The sequence below is a fragment of the Mycobacterium sp. IDUB_21 genome (assembly GCF_055419425.1).
Genome location: NZ_JBVAXQ010000014.1, coordinates 48,015 through 66,493 on the forward strand (window position 1 = coordinate 48,015; position 18,479 = coordinate 66,493).

Annotated in this window: 16 protein-coding genes; 8 read left to right on the forward strand and 8 right to left on the reverse strand. The window is 68.1% G+C overall.

The window, feature by feature from the left end:
* The first annotated feature begins 22 nt into the window (after positions 1-22).
* Entirely contained in the window at positions 23-1,009 is a 987-nt protein-coding gene (locus tag ACZYY4_RS18925) for a quinone oxidoreductase family protein (protein ID WP_463811540.1), read from the forward strand.
* Here ACZYY4_RS18925 and ACZYY4_RS18930 read toward each other — a convergent pair.
* The 3 genes from ACZYY4_RS18930 to ACZYY4_RS18940 form a co-directional block, all read right to left on the reverse strand.
* Complete coding sequence (locus ACZYY4_RS18930; protein WP_463811636.1) at positions 1,006-2,613, reverse strand: PPE domain-containing protein; 1,608 nt, start codon at positions 2,611-2,613, stop codon at positions 1,006-1,008. The two genes, ACZYY4_RS18925 and ACZYY4_RS18930, sit on opposite strands and share 4 nt — an antisense overlap.
* 57 nt (positions 2,614-2,670) lie before the next feature.
* Positions 2,671-4,236, reverse strand: coding sequence for a PPE domain-containing protein (locus ACZYY4_RS18935; protein ID WP_463811541.1), 1,566 nt, complete (start codon positions 4,234-4,236; stop codon positions 2,671-2,673).
* 216 nt (positions 4,237-4,452) lie between these two features.
* Positions 4,453-5,376: a heme o synthase gene (locus ACZYY4_RS18940; RefSeq protein WP_463811542.1), complete on the reverse strand. Its 924-nt coding sequence runs from the start codon at positions 5,374-5,376 to the stop codon at positions 4,453-4,455.
* A gap of 204 nt (positions 5,377-5,580) precedes the next feature.
* On the opposite strand from ACZYY4_RS18940, the gene tkt reads away from it, so the two are divergent.
* The 6 genes from tkt to ACZYY4_RS18970 are packed head-to-tail and all read left to right on the forward strand — an operon-like array spanning position 5,581 to position 12,484.
* Positions 5,581-7,671 carry a transketolase gene (tkt, locus tag ACZYY4_RS18945; protein ID WP_463811543.1) on the forward strand — a complete coding sequence of 697 codons (2,091 nt, stop codon included), beginning with the start codon at positions 5,581-5,583 and terminating at the stop codon, positions 7,669-7,671.
* Positions 7,672-7,715: 44 nt separating this feature from the next.
* Complete coding sequence (tal, locus tag ACZYY4_RS18950; protein WP_463811544.1) at positions 7,716-8,828, forward strand: transaldolase; 1,113 nt, start codon at positions 7,716-7,718, stop codon at positions 8,826-8,828.
* 4 nt (positions 8,829-8,832) lie between these two features.
* Positions 8,833-10,389, forward strand: a complete 1,557-nt coding sequence (zwf, locus tag ACZYY4_RS18955; RefSeq protein WP_463811545.1) for a glucose-6-phosphate dehydrogenase — start codon at positions 8,833-8,835, stop codon at positions 10,387-10,389.
* A gap of 1 nt (position 10,390) precedes the next feature.
* Positions 10,391-11,311: a glucose-6-phosphate dehydrogenase assembly protein OpcA gene (gene opcA / locus ACZYY4_RS18960; protein WP_463811546.1), complete on the forward strand. Its 921-nt coding sequence runs from the start codon at positions 10,391-10,393 to the stop codon at positions 11,309-11,311.
* Complete coding sequence (gene pgl / locus ACZYY4_RS18965; protein ID WP_463811548.1) at positions 11,308-12,054, forward strand: 6-phosphogluconolactonase; 747 nt, start codon at positions 11,308-11,310, stop codon at positions 12,052-12,054. Before opcA ends, pgl begins: the two co-directional genes overlap by 4 nt.
* Before the next feature lie 31 nt (positions 12,055-12,085).
* Positions 12,086-12,484 (forward strand): ATPase, encoded by a 399-nt coding sequence (locus tag ACZYY4_RS18970; RefSeq protein WP_463811549.1) that lies wholly within the window; start codon positions 12,086-12,088, stop codon positions 12,482-12,484.
* A gap of 16 nt (positions 12,485-12,500) precedes the next feature.
* Here the strand turns inward: ACZYY4_RS18970 and secG are convergent, their stop codons facing one another.
* Genes secG through gap form a run of 4 tightly spaced genes read right to left on the reverse strand, consistent with a single transcriptional unit; the run spans position 12,501 to position 15,831 of the window.
* A complete protein-coding gene (secG, locus tag ACZYY4_RS18975) occupies positions 12,501-12,734 on the reverse strand; it encodes a preprotein translocase subunit SecG (protein WP_463811550.1) in 234 nt (77 codons plus the stop codon).
* Between the two features lie 42 nt (positions 12,735-12,776).
* Positions 12,777-13,562, reverse strand: coding sequence for a triose-phosphate isomerase (gene tpiA, locus ACZYY4_RS18980; protein WP_463811551.1), 786 nt, complete (start codon positions 13,560-13,562; stop codon positions 12,777-12,779).
* Positions 13,559-14,797 (reverse strand): phosphoglycerate kinase, encoded by a 1,239-nt coding sequence (locus ACZYY4_RS18985; RefSeq protein ID WP_463811552.1) that lies wholly within the window; start codon positions 14,795-14,797, stop codon positions 13,559-13,561. Before ACZYY4_RS18985 ends, tpiA begins: the two co-directional genes overlap by 4 nt.
* 11 nt (positions 14,798-14,808) lie before the next feature.
* Positions 14,809-15,831 carry a type I glyceraldehyde-3-phosphate dehydrogenase gene (gap, locus tag ACZYY4_RS18990; RefSeq protein ID WP_463811553.1) on the reverse strand — a complete coding sequence of 341 codons (1,023 nt, stop codon included), beginning with the start codon at positions 15,829-15,831 and terminating at the stop codon, positions 14,809-14,811.
* Positions 15,832-15,998: 167 nt separating this feature from the next.
* Here gap and ACZYY4_RS18995 point away from each other — a divergent pair, with 167 nt between their 5' ends.
* Positions 15,999-16,637 carry a DsbA family oxidoreductase gene (locus ACZYY4_RS18995; protein WP_463811554.1) on the forward strand — a complete coding sequence of 213 codons (639 nt, stop codon included), beginning with the start codon at positions 15,999-16,001 and terminating at the stop codon, positions 16,635-16,637.
* A 6-nt stretch (positions 16,638-16,643) separates the two neighbouring features.
* On the opposite strand, the gene ACZYY4_RS19000 is transcribed toward ACZYY4_RS18995, so the two are convergent.
* Entirely contained in the window at positions 16,644-18,398 is a 1,755-nt protein-coding gene (locus tag ACZYY4_RS19000) for a DUF3556 domain-containing protein (protein WP_463811555.1), read from the reverse strand.
* Between the last annotated feature and the right edge of the window lie 81 nt (positions 18,399-18,479).

Genomic DNA, 18,479 nt, shown 5'->3' on the forward strand with positions numbered 1-18,479 from the left:
ATGCCTGAGGATGATAGTCACCATGCACGCCATGGAAGTCGCCGCAACCGGCGGACCAGAGGTCTTGAACCTGGTCGACAGACCGCAGCCCTCCCCCGGCGCCGGCGAGGTGTTGATCCGGACGGAGGCCGTCGGGGTCAACTACGTCGACACCTACTTCCGCTCCGGGGTGTACCCCGCCGAGCTGCCGTTCGTCGTCGGCAACGAAGCAGCAGGCACCGTGGCCGAGGTCGGCGCTGGGGTGACGACGCTCGGTGCGGGTGACCGCGTGGTGACCGCGGCTGCGTCCGGCGCCTACGCGCAATACTGCACGGCCCCGGCGTCTTTGGTGGCGCCCATCCCGCGGGGCGTTGAGTCCGGCGTGGCGGCGGCCGCACTGCTCAAGGGCATGACAACCCATTACCTGATCAAGTCGGTGTATCCGGTGCAACCCGGAGACACCGTCCTGCTGCACGCCGGCGCCGGCGGGGTGGGGCTGATCCTGACCCAGTGGGCCACTGCGCTCGGCGCCCGGGTTATCACCACGGTGTCGATTCCGGCCAAGGCCGAATTGTCGCGGCGGGCCGGCGCCGTCGAGGTGCTCGACTACCCCGGCCCGGACGCTGGTGGCGCAGCAGCCTTCGGCGCCCGCATCCGGGAGTTGACCGACGGCAAGGGAGTCGCCGCGGTGTATGACGGTGTGGGCGCGGCAACCTTCGATGCCAGCCTGGCCAGCCTCGCTGTCCGGGGGACGCTGGCGCTGTTCGGCGCGGCCAGCGGGCCGGTCCCGCCGATGGATCCGCAGCGACTCAATGCCGCGGGGTCGGTGTACCTGACGCGGCCGAGCCTGGCTCACTTCACCCGCTCTGCGGACGAATTCACCTGGCGCGCAGGAGAACTTTTCGAGGCCATCACGAATGGCTCGATCGAGGTGACGGTGAGCCGACGCTACCCGCTGGCCGAGGCGGCCGACGCGCACCGGGATCTGCAAGCCCGCAAGACCACCGGCTCGATCGTGTTGGTGCCTTAGCCGGCGGCCCAGCCCCGCGGCAGCAGCGGCAGCCGCGGGCCGGCGGCCAGTTCCGCCCCGGCCAATCCGGTCAGGCCTTTTGCGCGGGGCGTGTCGGCGGGCGCGCCACCGGGGCGCCCCAGTTCTCCGGCGCCGCGGTCGGACACCGGTGTCGGTTCCCAGTCCGGCGAGACCTCGACGGTCATGTCCATCACGGCATCATCGTGGCCCGGTCTGGTCCGGCGCCGCCGGAGGCGTTTGGACCGGCGGGACTCCGCCGCCGCGGCGGCTGAGACGGCCTCCGGGGTGGGCGCCTTCTTCTTGGCACTTTCCGCGGCAACGGCGGGGGCTCCGAGCCCCGATCCGAAGTCGATTCCCGGTCCGCCCCCGATCAGATAGGGAAACAGCGGCACGCCCGCCGACGCTGCCGGCGGCGCAGCCGCAGGGGCCGCGGAAGCCGCGCCGCCCGGAGTGGTGGTCGGCGGCGGGGCGGGCGGAGGCGGTGCCGTCGCCACCGCCGGGCCGACCGCGGCAGCCGGCACGGCGGCAACGGTCGCTGGAGTCGCCGGGCCCACCGGCACCGCGTCAGCCCCTGGCAGCGGCTGAGCAAGCCCGGCAAGACCGCCAAGGCCACCCAGGCCGGCGACCGGTGCCGCCACGGCACCCGCCGCGGCGGCAATCAGCGCCGGGGACTGGCTGATCGTGGTCGCCAGCTGGGCGATATGGGTGGGCCAGTCGAACAGGGCCAGGGCCGCGATGTATTGCAGCGCCGGAATGATCTGGCTCGGGTTCTGGGCCACGTTGAGGAAGTCCTCGAACAGCTCCAGGCTGCGCGCGAGATACCAGATCGGTTGGGCGGCATTGGAATAGTAGTCGTAAACCTGGCCGTTGAGGGTGCCGGCGGCTGGATTCCAATTGATCCCGAAGTTCTGCAGGAAATCCGAGACGGCGGTGGTCAGGGCGTTGGAGATCATCGGGTCGTGTGCGGTCACACCATCTTGTATGCCAAGGCTTTTCAGGATCGGCTCGAGGAAATCGAGCAGCCCCTGCAACGGATTCTGCGACGACGGCGGTTCCGACGAACCGGCAGCAGCGCCCGGTGTCAGAATCGTCGGCGCCGCAACGGCGCGCGGGGTCGTTGCCACCAACCCGTCGCAGACCTCCTGGTAGATCGCCATCGTGGCGGCGGCCTGCACCCACATCCGGAAGTAGTCAGCTTCGTTGAGTGCAATCGGAATGGTGTTGATCCCAAAGAAATTCGTCGCCAACAAGACACCGTGCACCGCGTGATTGGCCGCCAACTCCGGCAGTGTCGGCATGGCCGCCAACGCGGCCGTGTAGGCCGCCGCCGCCGTATCACACCGCGCTGCCGCTGCGACACTGTCCGCACCGGCCTGGTTCAGCCACGCCAGATACGGCACATGGGCAGCCACATACGCCTGCGCACTGGGCCCCTGCCACACCCCGGCCTGCACGGACCCCAGCACCGCCATCAACTCATCGGCGACCGCCGCATACTCCGCACCCAGCGACGACCACGCCCCCGCCGAAGCCAACAACGGGCCAGGACCCGCCCCAGCACTCAACAACGCCGAATGCACCTCCGGCGGCGAGCCCATCCACATCACTGGCACGTTCGCCGAGTTTAATACAAGGAACTTCTAATTTCGGCTAGCCAAACTTTATCGGGATTTGCTATCGCCCTCTCCCCAACTGGCAGGCACCATCGGCTCCTGAGGCCCGCTGCCCAACGCGCTGACCTGCCGGCGGGTCATGCCCACCGGGGTGATCCGTTCCTTGACCGCATTGCCGGCGAAACCCACCGGCCCGGCGCCACGGTCCGCGGCCACCACCGGCTCGTCATCCGGCAGTCCCCAGTCCGGGTCGACTTCCACACCCATGGTCATGAACCGATCGGAATGGTCGCGTTTGGTGGCGCGGCGCCGCCGCCGGGCCCGCGCCTGCTCGCGCGCGGCGGCGGTCGCCGCGTCCACCGCCGCAGCCCCACGAGGCTCAGCCGCTTTGCGCGACGCACCGGCGCCGGCGGGCATACCCGAGCCCGTGCCGATACCCGGCGGGCCGAGCAGATACGGAGGAAAGAACGGCGGCGCGCCCGGCCCGGGCGGGGGCGGCGGAGCCGGTGCCGGGCCGCCGGCACCAGCCGTCGCGGGCGCTGGGGCTGGGGCTGGGGCTGGAGCCGACGGGACCGCCGGCGCCGCAGAGCCCGCTGGGACCGTCCCGAAACCCGGGAGAGCGTCGGGAACGACAGGCACCGGCAGCGGCCCGGGCGGCTGCGGCAGGCCGGCCAATCCCGCCAGCCCGGCGAGGCCGCCCACTGCGCCCACCGGGGCGACGATCACGCCGAGCGCTGCGGCGAACAACGCGGGTGATTGCCCCAACCCGGAGGCAATCTCGGCAATGTGTGTCGGCCAGTCGAACTCGGCGAGCTGGACCAGATACTGAAACGCCAGCGCCGGGTTCTGTTGGAAATTCACACCGAGCTGCTGGAAATCCTCGAACAGCTCAAGGGCCCGGACCACCCAGAACATCGACTGATTGGGGTCGACGTACTCGTCATAGGGAATCCCGTTCACCATCGCATGGGCAGGATCCCAATTGATCTGTCCATTACTGGCGGTCTGCAGGATCTTGGCGATCAGCTGATCCAGCGGATCGTTGACGGTGGGGTCGGTGCCGTGGTCGTCGCCGTCATCGGATTGCGCGGCGGCTTTGAGGATCGTCGGCGCCGGCGGGATCTGCGGCGTCGACGCCACGGCCGCGCCGCTGACTGCTTGATAGACCGACATCGTCGTCGCGGCCTGCACCCACATCCGTACATAGTCGGCTTCGTTGAGTGCAATCGGAATGGCGTTGATACCGAAGAAATTCGTCGCCAACAGCACCCCGTGGATGGCGTGGTTGGCCGCCAGCTCCGGCAGCGTCGGCATGGTGGCCAGCGCACTGATGTAGGACCCGGCGGCCGTCTCGGACTGGGCCGCGGCCGCCGCGCTGTCCGCGGCGGCTTGCTGGAGCCAAGACAGGTAAGGGCCATGCGCCGCGACGTAGGACTCGGCGCTGGGCCCTTGCCACGCTCCGGCCTGGACGCTTCCCAGCACTGTCATGAGTTCGTCGGCGGCCTCGATGTACTCGGTTCCCAGCGCCGACCACGCGGCCGCGGAGGCCAACAGCGGCCCCGCCCCCGCTCCGGCGCTCAGCAGCGCTGAGTGCACCTCGGGTGGGGAGGCCATCCACATAGGAGCCGCAGCGGTCACGGCCGGCCGTCCGCGCGCATGTTGAACATGATTTTCATTATCGGCAATTGAATACCCGCCGCGACCGTCAGCGCAAGAGACCCCTGCTCCGTGTTGCCCCAGATGACCCGGTGATGTGAACGGTCCGACCGGCACGGTCAGTCACATCCCGATTCCGCAGTTCGTCGTCGCGGTTCGAGTGGAGGGGCGTGCTCAGAACAGGGTGGGCAGGCCGATGGCCGAGTCCACCGCCAGCGCGCAGAACACCACCGCCAGGTAGTTGTTCGACTGCAGGAACAACCGCAGCGGTTTGACCGGCTCACCGCGGCGCACTCCGGCGTAGAGCTGGTGGGCCATGGTCAGGAACCAGGCCCCGGCCAGGACCGCCACCGCGGCGTACAGCCACCCGGCGGCGGGCACCAGCGCCAGCGTGGCGGCCACTGTCGCCCAGGTGTAGATCACGATCCGGTGGGTGACCACACGCTCGGTGGCGACCACCGGCAGCATCGGCACTCCCGCTGCCGCGTAGTCGTCCTTGTAGCGCATGGCCAGTGCCCAGGTGTGCGGTGGCGTCCAAAAGAAGATGACCGCGAACATCGCCAGCGCCGGCCAGCCGATAGTGCCGGTCACCGCCGACCAGCCGATCACCACCGGCATACACCCGGCCGCCCCGCCCCACACCACGTTCTGCGAGGTGTGGCGCTTGAGCAGCATCGAATAGACCACCACGTAAAAGGCGATGGTGGCCACGGCCAACACGCCTGACATCAGGTTGGTGGTGCGCCACAGCCAGACGAACGAGACGACGCTGAGCAGCAGGCCGAACACCAGGGCATTTCGGGTCGGCACGGCGTCGCGGGCCAGCGGACGGCGCGCGGTGCGCTTCATCATCTTGTCGATGTCGGCGTCGACGACGCAGTTCAGTGCGTGAGCGCCGGCGGCGGCCAGCATCCCGCCGATGAGCGTGTTGAAGATCAGCAGCGGATTCACCGTGCCGCGGTCGGCCAACAGCATCGCCGGAATAGTCGTGACCAGTAGCAACTCGATGATCCGCGGCTTGGTCAAGGACAGATACGCCAACAGCGTGCTACGTACTGCGCGTATTCGGCGCGGCGCGGCGCGCTCGCGAATACTCACGTGATGACTCCTCAGATGGCAGCAGCGACGCCGGCGTCTACTACGGACGATGGTAGACCGCGCAGCCGGGTCGACCGAATCGCAGGGTCGATTCATGGGTAATCCACACGGCGACGCCGACCTGCAACCCTGCCCGTGCCCGCATTAGGGTGGGAGCCAGCCCGGCTTGTCCAGACACGTCTCGAAGATGAGGATCTTAAGTTCGTGACCACTGCTGCAGAGATCTCCGCCCTCACCCGCCCGAACCACCCGTCTGACTGGGCCGAGATCGATACGGTCGCCGTCGACACCGCCCGGGTGCTGGCCGCCGACGCGGTCCAGAAGTGCGGCAGCGGCCATCCCGGCACCGCTATGAGCCTGGCGCCGCTGGCCTACACACTGTTCCAGCGGGTTATGCGCCACGACCCTTCCGACACGCACTGGCTCGGCCGCGACCGCTTCGTGCTGTCCTGTGGGCATTCCAGCCTGACGCTGTACATCCAGCTCTACCTGGGCGGTTTCGGCCTGGAGCTCTCCGACCTCGAGGCGCTGCGCACCTGGGGTTCCAAGACCCCCGGACACCCGGAGTTCCGCCACACCAAAGGTGTGGAGATCACCACCGGTCCACTCGGCCAGGGTCTGGCGTCGGCGGTCGGCATGGCGATGGCCGCCCGTTACGAACGTGGGCTGTTCGACCCCGACGCCGACCCGGGCCAGAGCCCGTTCGACCACTTCATCTACGTGATCGCCTCGGACGGCGACATCGAAGAAGGCGTCACCAGCGAGGCGTCGTCACTGGCCGGCGTCCAGCAGCTCGGCAACCTGATCGTGTTCTACGACCACAACAAGATCTCCATCGAGGACGACACCGCGATCGCGCTGTGTGAGGACACCGCCGCCCGCTACCGGGCCTACGGCTGGCATGTCCAGGAGGTCGAGGGCGGCGAGAACGTCACCGGCATCGAGGACGCGATCGCCAAGGCCAAGGCCGTCACCGACAAGCCGTCGTTCATCTCGCTGCGCACGATCATCGGCTATCCGGCCCCGGACAAGATGAACACCGGCGCCGCCCACGGCTCCGCGCTGGGCGAAGACGAGGTGGCCGCCACCAAGAAGGCCCTCGGGTTCGACCCGGACAAGTCCTTCGACGTCACCGACGACGTGATCACCCACACCCGGGGACTGGTGGCGCGCGGCAAAGCGGCGCACGCCGACTGGCAGACACAGTTCGAGGAGTGGGCCGCCCGCGAACCGGAGCGCAAGGCACTGCTGGACCGGCTGATCGCGGGGAAGCTGCCGGACGGTTGGGACGCCGACATGCCGCACTGGGAGCCCGGCTCCAAGGCGGTGGCCACCCGCGCCGCATCCGGCAAGGTGCTCAACGCGGTAGGTCCGAAGCTTCCCGAATTGTGGGGCGGCTCCGCCGATCTGGCGGGCAGCAACAACACCACAATGGACGGTGTGGCCTCGTTCGGGCCGGCGTCGATCTCCACCAAGGACTACACCGCGAACCCGTACGGCCGCACCCTGCACTTCGGCATCCGCGAGCACGCGATGGGTGCGATTCTGTCCGGCATCGTGCTGCACGGCCCCACCCGCGCCTACGGCGGCACCTTCCTGCAGTTCTCCGACTACATGCGGCCCGCGGTGCGCCTGGCGGCGCTGATGGACATCGACCCGATCTACGTGTGGACCCACGACTCGGTCGGGCTGGGTGAGGACGGCCCCACCCACCAGCCGATCGAACACCTGTCGGCGCTGCGTGCGATCCCCCGGCTGTCGGTGGTGCGCCCGGCCGACGCCAATGAGACCGCCTACGCCTGGCATACCGTGCTGGCCCGCGGCGCCGACAGCGGCCCGGTCGGACTGATCCTGACCCGTCAAGGCGTGCCCATCCTGGAGGGCACCGACGCCGACGGTGTCGCACGCGGCGGATACGTACTCGGCGGAGCAGGCGCAGAACAGCCCGATGTGGTGCTGATCGCCACCGGGTCGGAGGTGCAGCTCGCCGTGGAGGCGCAGAAACTCTTGGCGGACAAGGACATCAATGCCCGTGTGGTGTCGATGACCTGTCTGGAGTGGTTCGAGTCACAGCCGGCCGAATATCGCGACGCGGTGCTGCCGCCCGCGGTCTCGGCACGGGTCGCGGTCGAAGCCGGTGTCGCGCAGTGCTGGCATAAGCTGGTGGGTGACACCGGGGAAATCGTCTCGATCGAGCACTACGGCGAATCCGCCGACTACCAGACCCTGTTCCGTGAGTTCGGTTTCACCCCGGAGGCCGTCGTCGCCGCCGCCGAACGAGCCTTGGAGAGATGAAGCAAACTGTGGCCGGATGACGGCCGATCGAGAGGGAGCGCAACATGACTCAGAATCCAAATCTCGCCGCTCTGAGCGCGGCCGGAGTATCGGTGTGGCTCGATGATCTGTCCCGGGACCGGCTGACGTCGGGCAATCTCAAGGAACTCGCCGAGACCCGCAGCGTCGTCGGGGTGACCACCAACCCGACCATCTTCCAGAAGGCGCTGGAGAAGGGCCACGCCTATGACGACCAGCTCAACGAGTTGGCAGCCCGCGGCGCCGATGTGGATGCCGTGATCCGCACCGTCACCACCGATGACGTCCGCCAAGCGTGCGACGTGCTGCGGCCCGCGTGGGAGGCCTCCGACGGCGTGGACGGCCGGGTCTCGATCGAGGTGGACCCGCGCCTGGCGCACGACACCGACAAGACCATCTCGCAGGCCATCGAGCTCTGGAAGATCGTCGACCGGCCGAACCTGTTCATCAAGATCCCGGCCACCAAGGCCGGCCTGCCGGCGATCACCGCTGTGCTGGCCGAGGGCATTTCGGTCAACGTCACACTGATCTTCTCCGTCGAGCGGCACCGTGAGGTGATGGACGCCTATCTGGCCGGCCTTCAGGCCGCCAAGTCCGGCGGGCACGACCTGTCCAAGCTGCACTCGGTAGCGTCGTTCTTCGTCTCCCGGGTGGACACCGAAGTGGATGACCGGCTGGAGAAGATCGGCTCCGACGCCGCGCTGGCACTACGCGGCAAAGCCGGGGTGGCCAACGCCCAGCTGGCCTACGCCGCCTACGAGGAGGTCTTCGGCGGCGACCGCTACGCCGCGCTGGCCGCCGACGGCGCCCGGGTGCAGCGTCCGCTGTGGGCGTCGACCGGGGTGAAGAACCCGGACTACCCGGACACCCTTTACGTCACCGAGTTGGTGGCGCCGCACACCGTCAACACCTTGCCGGAGAAGACGATCGAAGCGGTCGCCGATCACGGCGAGATCCGTGGCGACACCGTCAGCGGCACCGGCCCGGCCGCACAGCAGGTGTTCGATCAGCTCTCCGCGGTGGGCATCGACCTGCCCGACGTGTTCGTGGTGTTGGAGAAGGAGGGCGTGGAGAAGTTCGAGGCATCCTGGAGCGAGCTTCTGGACGCCACAGCGTCGCAGCTCGACTCCGCCAAGTGACCTGATGGTGAGCGCAGGGACAGCGCGACGCACCTCCACGGGGTGGCAGAACCCCCTGCGCGACAAGCGGGACAAGCGCCTGCCCCGGATCGCCGGCCCGTGCGGGGTGGTGATCTTCGGTGTCACCGGCGATCTGGCCAGGCGCAAGCTCATGCCGGCCATCTACGACCTGGCCAACCGCGGGCTGCTGCCACCCACGTTCGCCCTCGTCGGGTTCGCCCGCCGGGACTGGGCCGACGAGGATTTCGCGGACGTGGTCTACCAGGCCGTCAAGCAGCACGCCCGGACCCCGTTCCGCCAGGTGGTATGGGACCGGCTGGCCGAGGGATTCCGTTTCGTGCAGGGCACTTTCGATGACGACGCGGCATTCGCCCGGCTGGCCGAGACACTGGATAAGCTCGACGCCGAGCGTGGCACCGGCGGCAATCACGCTTTCTACCTGTCGATCCCGCCCGACGCGTTCCCGGTGGTGTGCGAGAAGTTGCACGCCAGCGGACTGGCACGTCCGCGGGACGGCCGGTGGAGCCGGGTGGTGATCGAGAAGCCATTCGGCCACGACCTGTCCAGCGCCCGTGAACTCAACAACGTGGTCAACAGCGTCTTCCCGGAGGAGTCGGTGTTTCGCATCGACCACTACCTGGGCAAGGAGACGGTCCAGAACATTCTGGCGCTGCGGTTCGCCAACCAACTCTTCGACCCGATCTGGAACGCGCACTACGTCGACCATGTGCAGATCACCATGGCCGAGGACATCGGCCTGGGCGGACGGGCCGGTTACTACGACGGCATCGGTGCCGCCCGCGACGTCATCCAGAACCACCTGCTGCAGTTACTGGCCCTGACCGCCATGGAGGAGCCCGTCAGCTTCTCCCCCGCCGAGTTGCAGACCGAGAAGATCAAGGTGCTCTCCGCCACCCGGCTGGCGCAGCCGCTGGATGAGACCACCTCCCGCGGCCAGTACGCCGCCGGGTGGCAAGGCGGCGAACGTGTGGTCGGCCTCCTCGACGAGGAGGGGTTCGCCCACGACTCGCGGACCGAGACATATGCGGCCATCACCCTGGAAGTCGACACCCGGCGCTGGGCCGGTGTGCCGTTCTACCTGCGCAGCGGGAAACGGCTGGGGCGCCGCGTCACCGAGATCGCGCTGGTGTTCAAGCGGGCGCCGCACCTGCCGTTCGACGACACCATGACCGACGAACTGGGCAAGAACGCACTGGTGATCCGGGTGCAGCCCGACGAGGGGATCACCCTGAGGTTCGGCTCCAAGGTGCCGGGCCATCTGATGGAAGTCCGCGACGTCAACATGGACTTCTCCTACGGCTCGGCGTTCTCCGAGGACTCGCCGGAAGCCTACGAACGACTGATCCTGGACGTGCTACTCGGCGAGCCGTCGCTGTTTCCGGTCAACGCCGAAGTCGAATTATCTTGGGAGATACTCGATCCGGTGCTCGAGAACTGGTCGGAGCACGGCAAGCCCGAGCCCTATGCGGCCGGCACCTGGGGTCCGCGGTCGTCGTTCGAGATGCTGGCGCGCTCCGACCGGGAATGGCGGCGGCCCTAACATGATTGTCGACCTGCCGAACACGTCCACCAACGCGATCAACAAGAAGCTCAACCAGTTACGCGAGCAGGTCGGTGCGGCGACGACGGGCCGGGTGCTGAGCCTGATCATCGCCCTGGAAAGCACCGAGAACGACACATTGCTCGACGAGTCCATCGCCGCGGCCAACATGGCCAGCCAGGAGCATCCCAGCCGGGTGATCGTCGTGATGACCGACGGCACCGAGTCCCGCGACGCCCGCCTGGACGCCCAACTGCGGATGTTCGGCGACGCCGGCGCCGGCGAAGTGGTGGTGCTGCGGCTGTCGGGCCCGCTCGCCGAGCACGCCGATGCGGTCGTGGTGCCGTTCCTGCTGCCCGACATCCCGGTGGTCGCGTGGTGGCCCGATGTTGCGCCGGCGGCACCGGCCGAGGATCCGCTGGGCGCACTGGCAGTGCGTCGGATCACCGACGCCACCAACAGCGCGGACCCGCTGGCGGCGATCAAGGGCCGGCGAGGCGGCTACGCCGCCGGTGACACCGACCTGGCCTGGAGTCGCATCACCTACTGGCGGGCGCTGCTGGCCTCCGCGTTGGATCAGCCGCCGTACGAGCCGATCCGCTCGGCGGTGGTGTCCGGACTGCCGACCGAGCCGGCCCTGGACATCCTGGCCGGCTGGCTGGCCAGCCGCACCGACGGACCGGTGCGCCGAGCGGGCGGTGAGCTGAAGATCGAGTTGGTGCGCGACAGCGAGACGGTGACACTGAGCCGACCTCAGAACGGGGTGATCGCCACCTTGAGCCGCACAGCCAGCCCCGACGCGCTGGTCCCGCTGCCACGCCGGGTGACAGCCGAGTGCCTGGCTGAAGACCTGCGCCGGCTGGACCCCGACGCCGTGTACGGCGCCGCGCTGGCCGGCCTCGAAGAAGTGGAGTACCTGTGACCGTAGTGACCTACCCGGACGCCGATGAACTGATCGCCGCCGCCGGTGACCGGCTCGCCGATGCCATCGAGACGGCGCTGGCCGCCCGGGGCCGCGCGCTGATCGTGTTGACCGGCGGCGGCAGCGGCATTGCGCTGCTGCAGCGACTGGGTGAGCATGCCGGACGGATCGACTGGACCACGGTGCACCTGTTCTTCGGCGACGACCGCTTCGTCCCGGCAGCCGATGCCGAACGCAACGACAAGCAGGCCCGCGAAGCACTGCTGGGCCGCATCGACATCCCGGCCGCCAATGTGCATGCCATGCCCGCGAGTGACGGTGAGTGCGGTGACGACCTCGACGCCGCCGCGCAGGCTTACCAGGAGGTGTTGGCCGCCAACGCCGAACCGGGCCAGCCCGCACCGGATTTCGATGTGCACCTGCTGGGGATGGGCGCCGAGGGCCACATCAACTCGCTGTTCCCCGATACCCCCGCGGTTCGCGAGACGACACGTCTGGTGGTCGGGGTGCCCGACTCACCCAAACCGCCGCCGCGCCGCATCACGCTGACGCTGCCCGCGGTCCGCCGCTCCCGGCAGGTGTGGCTGGTGGTTTCCGGGGCCGCCAAGGCTGGGGCGGTGGCCGCCGCGATCGGCGGCGCGGACCCGGTGTCGGTGCCGGCCGCCGGAGCGATCGGACGCGAAGAGACGGTGTGGCTGCTCGACGCCGCAGCGGCCTCGGAGCTGCCCGGGAAATCTGGCTAGCCGCGCTCGGCGAACCAACCGCGGCGTCATAATGGACGTCATGGCAGACAGAAGCTCGGGGACCGGCACCGAACGCAATCGGCTCAAGACACTGGCTCAGGCGGCACTGAACGCCGACGTCACCGTCGGGCAACTCGAGGGCGTCCTGACCGGCCTGGGCGACACGATGAACGAGCTGAACAGCTCACTGGTCGGCCTCAACGCCACGGTCGAACGCCTCGGCGGCGGGCTGGACCACCTCGAGGAGACCATGGCCGGCCTGGACGACCTGTCCCGCCGGTTGGTCGCGCTGATCGAGCCGGTAGAGGCCATCGTCAACCGGATCGACTACCTCGTCGAGGTCGGCGAGACGGCGATGTCACCGCTGACGGCGACCGAGAACGCGGTGCGCGGCATGTTCAACGCCATGCGCAACCGGGTGGTGCGCTAGCCGCCAACCGGCGGACTCAGGCGTATTTGATCAGCAGGCCGACCGCGATGATCGAGGTCAGCCAGATGGCGATGACGAAGTACGTCAGCCGGTCCAGGTTCTTCTCCACCACCGTCGAGCCGGACAGGCTGGACTGCACGCCACCGCCGAACAGAGTCGACAGGCCGCCGCCCTTGGCGCGGTGCAGCAGCACCAGCAGCACCAGCAGCAAGCTGGTGATCACCAAGAGGATCTGCAGCGTCAAGATCATGGCCGCAACCCTACCGTGCCGTCGGGTCGCGTCATGGTTCGGCTAGACAAGGGGTCCGCCGGCGGCCAGTGCCGCCAGGGTGGCGAACTGCTCGCCGTCCAGCGACGCCCCGCCGACCAGTCCGCCGTCCACGTCGGGCTGGGCGATCAGCTCACCGACGTTCTTGGCGTTGACCGAGCCGCCGTAGAGCACCCGCACGGCCTCGGCGACCTTCGGCGAGGCAATCTTGCCCAGTTCCGCACGTACCGCCGTGCACACCTCTTGGGCATCGGCGGCACCGGCGACCCGGCCGGTGCCGATCGCCCACACCGGTTCGTAGGCGATGACGCTCGCGCCGATCTGCTCGGTGCTCAACCCGGCCAGCGAGCCGCGTAACTGCTCCAGGCAGTGCTCAACGTGGTTGCCGGCCTCCCGGATCTCCAGGTGCTCGCCGATGCAGATGATCGGGGTGAGGCCGTGCTTGAGCGCGGCGGCTGCCTTGGCGGCCACCAACGCGTCGTCCTCGCCGTGGTAGCTGCGTCGTTCGGAGTGCCCGACGACGACGAAGCTGCAGCCCAGCTTGGCCAGGAACGCCCCACTGATCTCACCGGTGTAGGCGCCCGAGTCATGCTGCGAGAGGTCCTGGGCGCCGAAGGTCAGCCGAAGCTTGTCCCCGTCCACCAGGGTCTGAACACTGCGCAGGTCGGTGAACGGCGGCAGCACGGTGACGTCGACCTTGTCGTAGTACTTGTCCGGTAGCGAGAAGGCCACCTTCTGTACCAGCGCGATCGCCTCGAAATGGTTGAGGTTCATCTTCCAGTTGCCGGCGATCAGCGGCTTGCGACTCATTGCGTTCCTCCGGTTTCCAGCGCCTGCAGGCCTGGCAATGGTTTTCCCTCAAGGTATTCCAGGGACGCCCCACCCCCGGTGGAGATGTGCGAGAAACCGTCCTCATCAATCCCGAGTGCCCGCACCGCCGCGGCGGAGTCGCCGCCGCCCACGACGCTGAAAGCGCCCTTGCCGGTGGCCGTCGCGATCGCCTCGGCCACTCCTTTGGTGCCGGCGGCGAACGCCGGGAACTCGAACACGCCCATCGGACCGTTCCAGAAGATGGTCTTGGCGTTCGACAGCAGGGCCGCGAACCGCTCCACCGAGCCGGGACCGATGTCCAGCCCCATCTTGGACACCGGGATGGCGTCGGCCGCGACCAGCTCGCCGGTGGCGGCGGAGTCGAACGCCTCGGCGACCACGATGTCCACCGGCAGCCGCAGCACGTCGGCGTAGTCGTCCAACAGCTGCCGGCAGGTGTCCACCATGTCGGCCTCCAGCAGCGAGGTGCCGACCGGGAGTCCCTGTGCCGCCAGGAAGGTGAAGCACATGCCGCCGCCGATCACGATGGAATCGGCCTTGGTCGCCAGCGACTTGATCACACCCAGCTTGTCGGAGACCTTCGACCCGCCCAACACCACGGCGTAGGGGCGCTCGGTCGACTCGGTCAGCTGCTGCAGCACCCGGATCTCGGCGGCGACCAGCGTCCCGGCGTAAGACGGCAGCAGGGTGGCGATGTCGTAGACCGAGGCCTGCTTACGGTGCACCACCCCGAACCCGTCGGAGACGAACGCGCCCGGCGAGCCGTCCGGCGCGGCGACCAGCTCGGCCAGCGCCCGGGCCAGGGCGAGGCGCTCGTGATCGTCCTTGCTGGTCTCCCGCGGGTCGAAACGGATGTTCTCCAGCAGCAGCACGTCACCGTCGGTGAGGCCTTCGGCGCGGGCCAGGGCGTCGGTGCCGACCACATCACCGGCCAGCTGGACATGCCGGCCCAGCTGTTCGCCGAGCGCGGCCGCGACCGGCGCCAGCGACAGCGCCGGGTCGGGCTTGCCCTTGGGGCGGCCCAGGTGCGCGGTCACCACCACCTTGGCGCCGGCGTCGACGAGCGCGCGCAGGGTGGGCACCGATGCCGCGATGCGGCCCGCATCGGTGATATCTCCGTCGTCGTCGAGGGGGACGTTGAGGTCGCTGCGCACCAGCACGCCGCGGCCACTCACCCCCTGCGCCAGAAGATCTTCCAGAGACTGAATGCTCACGGCGGCCGGACTTACAGGGACTTGCCGATGAGGGCGATCAGGTCGACCAGCCGGTTGGAATAGCCCCACTCGTTGTCGTACCAGGAGACCACCTTGGCCTGGTTGTCGATCACCTTGGTCAGCCCGGAGTCATACAGCGACGAATGCGGGTCGGTGACGATGTCGCTCGAGACGATCGGGGCGTCGTAGTACTTCAGGATGCCCTTCATCGGCCCCTCGGCGGCGGCCTTCATCGCCGCGTTGATGTCGGCGATCGACGCCGACTTGCGCAGCTCGGCGGTCAGGTCGGTGACCGAGCCGGTGGGGATCGGCACCCGCAGCGCGTAGCCGTCCAGCTTGCCCTTCAGCTCGGGCAGCACCAGGCCGATCGCCTTGGCGGCACCGGTACCGGTGGGCACGATGTTGATCGCGGCGGCGCGGGCCCGACGCAGGTCAGAGTGCGGGCCGTCCTGCAGGTTCTGGTCCTGGGTGTAGGCGTGGATGGTGGTCATCAGGCCCTTGACGATGCCGAACTCGTCGTTGAGGACCTTGGCCAGCGGGCCCAGGCAGTTCGTGGTGCACGAGGCGTTGGAGATGATGTTCTGGCTGCCGTCGTACTTGTCGTCGTTGACGCCGAGCACGATGGTGATGTCCTCGTCGCTGGCCGGCGCGGAGATGATCACCTTCTTGGCCCCGGCGTCCAGGTGGCCCTGCGCCTTGTCGCGCTTGGTGAAGATGCCGGTGGACTCGACGACGACGTCGACGCCCAAGTCGCCCCAGGGCAGGGCCGCCGGGCCCTCCTTGACCTCCAGCGCCTTGATCTTGGTGTTGCCGACGACGATGGTGTCGTCACCTTCGAGGCTGACGTCGTGAGGCAGCCGGCCCAGGATCGAGTCGAATTTCAGCAGGTGCGCCAGGCTCGCGTTGTCGGTCAGGTCATTGACCGCGACGATCTCGATGTCGGTGTTGACGCCCTGGGCTTTCTGCGCGTCCAATGCCCTGAAGAAGTTGCGCCCGATGCGGCCGAAGCCGTTCACGCCTACCCGGACCGTCACTGGCCTCTCCTCGTGTTGCTCAGTTGCTGATGTATTTGCCGCCAGCCTAGCGGGCATTGCGAGCGCGGCGAAGCCGGGCGAAGCAGATGCCCGCCATCGCAGCTAGTGCGTGACCGGCCCCACAGTGCAGGGCCTGGGTGTAAAGCGATGTGGCATCGTCGGTGCCCATGCGGGTAGCGATCTGGACCGACGTGATCTGTCCGTTCTGCTACATCGGCAAACACAACCTGGAGGCGGCACTGGCACAGACCGGGGTTGCGGCCGTGATCGACTGGCGCAGCTTCGAGTTGGACCCGACCGCTCCACGTTCGCTGGGCCAGTCGCTTCCAGAGCTGATGGCGGCGAAGTACCGCGTCGATGCCGAGCGCGGACTGCACATGGTCCAACAGCAGCAGCGGGCCGCCGCCGAAGCCGGCCTGGAGTTCAACTGGCGCGAGGCCCGTCGTGGCAACACCTTCGACGCGCACCGGTTGATCCATCTCGGCGCGGAACGCGGCTGCGCCGATGCGGTGCAGGAGCGTTTCATGCGGGCCTACTTCACCGAGGGCGCCGCGATCGGCGATCCCGACGTGCTGCTGCGGCTTGCCGTGGAGGCCGGCCTCGACAGCAACGACGCGGCCGCTGCGCTGGCCGGTGACGCGTTCGCCGCCGACGTGCGCGCCGACGAGCGCCGGGCCGCCGAACTGGGCATCGGTGCCGTCCCGCATTTCGTCGTCAACGACCACTCGGTGATCTCCGGTGCGGTTTCGGTGGGCGAACTCGTGCGAGTGTTGGCCGACGAAACAGTCCTGTCAGTGGACCGGTAGCCGGGGTTACCGTGCCCTGGGGCCGGAAGATTTCGCGGTGGTGACGTGCACCGGGAACTCATCGCCGGGCTCCGGCCAGGGCTGGCGGCTGAGCATGTCGGCCACGGCCACGTAGCCCGCTTCGATCAGCCCGGATTTGGCGTCGACGATCCGGTAGGCCTGCTCTTTCCGGTGGATGGGTTGGCCTTCGAGCACAATCACCCGCAGGTCGCCGTCGGCCAAGTGGCAGCGGCGCTGCACCGCGGCCAGCAGCTGCTCGTTGTGCAGGTGGCCTTCGCCGAAGTTCCAACCGATCAGAGGCCCGGCGATGATCTCGCCGTCCCGGATGCTGTAGTCGGCCACGTTCTCGACCGCCCGGGGCAGCAACCCGTTCAGCGCCCGGCCGTGCAGGTGCATGGCGCGGAACGCCCCGGGGACCTTGTCCGCCACCAGGACGGCGGTGGACTGGTCGTAGAACCTCGCCAACTGGTTGATGACCAGTGCCGAGCTCTTGACGACGTTGGCCTCCACGACGTCCTCGATACCGGCGCGAAAACACCAGAAGCTGGCCGCCCAGTTTCCCGCGTAGTACCGCATCGCCGGGAGGAACGAAATCTGCTGCGGAAACATATTTCCCGCGACCGGCATCACCACGAGCCCGATGAGAAGGATGGCGGCCAGCAGCGGCGACCGCAGGTCGTAGACGGCGATCTCGGGGTGCTGCCCGAACAGGAAGAACAGCGAGAAGAGGACGAACACGTTCCATTCCAACGGGACTCCCATCGGGAGGTTGGAAAGGATGTTGAGGTGGAAGATCACCATGAATGCGATCAAGATCCACCGCCACGGATGATCTCCGGCGACGAGCACCAACAGCGCCGGGACGACGAATTCGGCTGTGGTGCCGCCGACGTGTGCCATCAGCTGCGGTATCCGGGTGGGGCGCAGGTCGTTGACGTGATCGCGGTACATCAGGTGCTTGACGCCGGTGAACATCTTGGAGCGCAGCAGCGCGTTGTTACTCGTCATCACCGCGACCACGTACGGGAAGTGATGGTTGAGTTTGGATGTGGCCGCACCCCACCACAACCCGAGGATGATGAGCTTGAACGCGGCCATCTGGTCGACGTAGGGAAAGAAGAAGACGAGCAGGGTCAGGCCGTAATGCTCGGCGCGGGCGGCCAGGAAGATCGTCTTGTCCCGCAGGCCCAGCAGGACCAGGGCGACGATCATCGGCGCCACCAGCATCGGGTCGAGCAGGCCCACCGCGCCGCGATCGCCCTGCCCGGGCGACAGCAAGGCCCAGATACCGGAGGCCAGCACGGCGGCGTACAGCGCGATGTCGATGAGCGCGCGGGTGTCGCCGCGGGTGAACGGGACCTTGCCCGGCCACGGCGGCAATCGGATTGTGTTGGGCCGCAACCAGTACAGGACGCCGCCGATGGGCGGCCAGAACCGGGCGGTCAGCGGGCCGGATCCACAACCCAGGCCCAGGATCTCGAACAGCAGGCTGAAGACCACGAGCTTCTGATAGACGATGGGCTGCGTCCACCACTCGGAAATGCGGTCCAGCCCACCCAGGCCCGGCGTGAGGGCGATGACCGCCGCCGCGCCCACGGCGTAGGCCGCGATCTTGAACATGTAGATCAGGTAGACCCCCGACGGGGTGCCGAAGCCCTGTTCAGCCCAGTCCCTGCTGCAGACCTGGACGCGCCTCGCCCAGGGGGTGGCACGCCAAGTTTCGGGGTCCACATCTGGAACCGACGGTCTGATGAACCCCATGCTGTCCTCGCTCCCTGCCGTGCCCGTTCTGTTATAGCGGTAAGCGCAGGCGTGCGAAGCGGTTTCAGGATCCGCAGATCT